This is a genomic window from Pseudomonadota bacterium (assembly GCA_039028155.1).
Classification (GTDB): Bacteria; Pseudomonadota; Alphaproteobacteria; order SP197; family SP197; genus JANQGO01.
On sequence record JBCCIS010000112.1, the window covers coordinates 1 to 3403 of the forward strand.

General features: G+C 64.1%; 3 protein-coding genes. 2 read left to right on the forward strand and 1 reads right to left on the reverse strand.

Annotation, left to right across the window (positions count from 1 at the left end):
• Positions 1-159: 159 nt before the first annotated feature.
• Positions 160-1596, reverse strand: a complete 1437-nt coding sequence (locus tag AAF563_25495) for a hypothetical protein (protein MEM7124656.1) — start codon at positions 1594-1596, stop codon at positions 160-162.
• 206 nt (positions 1597-1802) lie between these two features.
• On the opposite strand from AAF563_25495, the gene AAF563_25500 reads away from it, so the two are divergent.
• Both AAF563_25500 and AAF563_25505 read left to right on the forward strand, forming a co-directional pair.
• On the forward strand, positions 1803-2135 hold the full coding sequence (locus tag AAF563_25500; protein ID MEM7124657.1) for a DUF1330 domain-containing protein: 333 nt from the start codon (positions 1803-1805) through the stop codon (positions 2133-2135).
• A 107-nt stretch (positions 2136-2242) separates the two neighbouring features.
• Entirely contained in the window at positions 2243-3280 is a 1038-nt protein-coding gene (locus tag AAF563_25505) for an ABC transporter ATP-binding protein (GenBank protein MEM7124658.1), read from the forward strand.
• Positions 3281-3403: the final 123 nt, after the last annotated feature.

Below are 3403 nucleotides of genomic sequence, written 5' to 3' on the forward strand. Positions count from 1 at the left end.
AGCCTGCGTGCTGTGGGCGAGTTCCAGGAGATCGGCGCGGTCGTCGTCGGGGCCGCGCCGCCGGTTCTCCAGGTCCAACCGTTCGAGCGCGCGCGCAACGCGAACCGGCGCCGAAAAACTCATGCCTGCTCCCGGGGACTGGTGACGGGTCTAAAGCACTCAGGACGGGCCCGGCTTGCCGCCATTCAGCAACGCCATCATCTGTGCGCCGAAATCCTGGCTTGCGGCCTGACTGTCCATCGCCTCCGCGCGCGCCAGATAGGACGCCGCGCGCTCGGGGTCGTCATCGCGATAGGCGGAACCAAGAGCGTGGTAAAGCCGCATGTAGAGGCCGCGCACCGCCATGCTCTTTTCGATATCGGTGTCGCCGGCCTGGGCTTCGCCCGCCATCAGCGCCTGCATGGACGCCATCAGCGATTGCGCGAGGTCGCCGCTGTCGGGGTTGTCGTGGCCCAACGCGATCAGCAGGTCTTCGGCGTCATGAAGGTGTTCGCGCGCACCGAAGTCGTCGCCGTTGCGGTTGATCGCTTCGCCCAGCGAGATGAGAGTCTCCGCGCGGTCCAGCGACGGTTCGCTCTGTGCCAGGAGCGCGCTCTGAAGGCTCTCGATTTCCGCGTCCGTATCGCCTGACAGAACGACTTCCAGCGCGCCGATCTTCTCCTGACACTTTGCGATCTCGGCTGTGTCGCCGGCGGCCATGTAGGCATCAAGCGCTTGATGCAGCAAGCCGAGCGCCTGTTTGTCGTCGCGCAGGGACTCCGCGGCCATCGCGGCAAAGGTCAGGGCCTGGCCGATCTTGCGGTTGAGGTCGGCATCGGAATACATGCCGTGCGCCGACGGCGGTGCGTCCATCACGCGCCGGTAGTCGTCGCAAATGTCCAAGAGCTCGTCGATGACGGCGGCGTCGGCGGAGCCGGGCATCAGCCGCGTCATGGCTGCGGTCACGCGACCATCGGTTTGAACGTAAAGCTGCAGCGCTGCCATTTCGTCCAGCGGGGCAGCGTCGTCTTTCTTTTCGGCGCGTGTCTCGGCGAGGTTGTCGGTAAACGAGGAGAAGATCTCGCGCGCGTGACGCTGAAAGGCATCGACCTCCTCCGCGACGCGGCTGGCGCCCGCGCTGATGTTCGCGCTGGCACTGTCGGCGAGCGCTGCCGCCGGGCTGACGCCGCTACCGGTGCCGGCACCGGCCGCGAGTGCTTCCTGGCGAAAAGCCTGAGCGTGTTGTGCGATGGCCTCCAGATTCTGAAGCCGCGATTGCAGTTGCTGGTAGACCGGGTTTGGCTGGCCCGACACGCCGGCTTGGATCTCGGCCATCGATTGCGCCATCTGGTCCTCGAAACTGGAGCCCCAAGATTCGCCGCTACCGAACTGGGCCGTGTTTTGCAACTGCTGCTGTGTCTGCATGTGCAGCATGTTGAGTGCGTTCAAGAACGCCTGGTAGCCGTCGTTATCCAGCTCGAAGACCTTGTCGTGCAGGGCCTGATAGGCCTGCTCGTAGGTCATCGTCATCAGGCTCTCGATGAACGTGGTGTGCATCAGATACTGCGCGCCGGCATTGGCGACCGTGGTGGCGGCTTCCTTGATCCAGTCCCACATCGTTCACCTCCCCGGGTGATCCGTTTCGTGGCGCTCGACCGATGACGGCCGTCCCGCGCCGTCAGATCAAAGACCGGCGAATGATAACGAATCGTCCGCTTTCTGGCTAATTCATCCGCGAACACCTAGAAACGGCCCTTCGGCTTGACAGGACAGGCCGACACCCGTTGCCTGGGGCAGATGTCCTTTGTATGTGGGAGAGACGCATGACGGCCTATGTCATTGCCATGGTTCGGGTCGACGACCCCGAGACTTACAAGAAGTACACCGCGTTGACGCCGGCGTTGATCGAGCAACATGGCGGCAAGTTCCTGGTGCGCGGCGGCGACATCGAGACTCTGGAAGGCAAGACCTTTGAAGACCGCCTGGTGGTGCTGGAGTTCCCGTCGGCCGAGGCGGTCAAGACGTTCTATGAATCCAGCGGCTATCAAGACGCCGCCGCGTTCCGTCGGGCATCGTCGGAAGCGGTTTTCCTGCTCGCCGAAGGTGTCGCCGATGGTGCCGGCGCACCGGACGCCCAGGTGGTCAAATCGGGTTGATCGATCGTCAGCGCCAGCATGCCGGCCCATCGCCGGGGGTGACAAATCCACGCGCTTGACCCAGGCTAGGGCGAATCACCGCCATCCCGTGGGGCCAACGAAACGCGATGGGTGAGGGAGGACAGGGTTTAACGACACCCGGTGCGGACGCACCGGTGCTGCTTGACGTGCACGACATCCAAACGCGTTTCCGTACGCAAGACGGCATGGTGCATGCGGTGAACGGCGTCAGTTTCACGCTTGCGCCGGGCGAGACGCTTGCCGTCGTCGGGGAGAGCGGATCGGGCAAGAGCGTCACCATGATGTCGCTGCTGAAACTCCTGCCCATGCCGCCGGCGGAGATCGTCGCCGGGCATGCGCTGTTCGAAGGGCGCGATCTCATCACATTGGGTGATGACGCTATTCGCGATGTTCGTGGCGGTCAGATCGGGTTCATTTTTCAGGACCCCATGACGTCGCTCAATCCGGTGCTGACGGTTGGCTATCAGGTGGCCGAGCCATTGCGCCGTCACCTGAACCTCAGCAAGGCGAAGGCGCGCGAACGCGCCGTCGAAATGCTGGAGCTGGTCGGCATTCCCCAGGCGGCCTCGCGCCTGGGCGACTACCCCCACCAGTTCTCCGGCGGCATGCGCCAACGCGTCATGATCGCCATCGCGCTTGCCTGCCAGCCGAAGATCCTGATCGCCGACGAGCCGACGACTGCGCTGGATGTCACGATCCAGGCGCAGATCGTCGAACTGGTCAAAGAGTTGCGCCAGGAACTCGGCATGGCGATCGTGTGGATCACCCATGACCTGGGCGTCGTCGCGGGCATCGCGGACCGGGTCGCCGTCATGTACGCGGGCTCGATCGTCGAGCATGCGGAGGTCGCGTCACTCTATGCGCGTCCGCAACATCCCTATACGCGCGCCTTGCTCGAAACACTGCCCCATGTGGATGAGGCCGGGCCGACGCGTCTGGCGAGCATTGCCGGGCAGCCGCCGGACCTGCTGCAGTCGCCCAGGGGCTGCCCGTTCGCGCCGCGCTGCCGGCACGCCTATGCCCGCTGCATGGTCGAAAACCCGCTTCTGGAAGCGATGGACGACGGCCATGAGGTCGCATGCTGGTGGAATGCCGATGACGACAGGCCACGCTATGAGTACTGAGGCCGAAGCCCTGGTGCAGGTCGAGAACCTGCGCATGCACTTTCCCATCCTGCAGGGCATCCTGCGCCGCCAGGTTGGCGCCATCAAAGCCGTCGACGGTCTTAACTTCGACATCTACAAACG

Coding starts and splice junctions, on each gene's coding strand:
- AAF563_25505 (MEM7124658.1), top strand. CDS start 2,243: ATGGGTGAGGGAGGACAGGGTTTAACGACACCCGGTGCGGACGCACCG.
- AAF563_25500 (MEM7124657.1), top strand. CDS start 1,803: ATGACGGCCTATGTCATTGCCATGGTTCGGGTCGACGACCCCGAGACT.
- AAF563_25495 (MEM7124656.1), bottom strand. CDS start 1,596: ATGTGGGACTGGATCAAGGAAGCCGCCACCACGGTCGCCAATGCCGGC.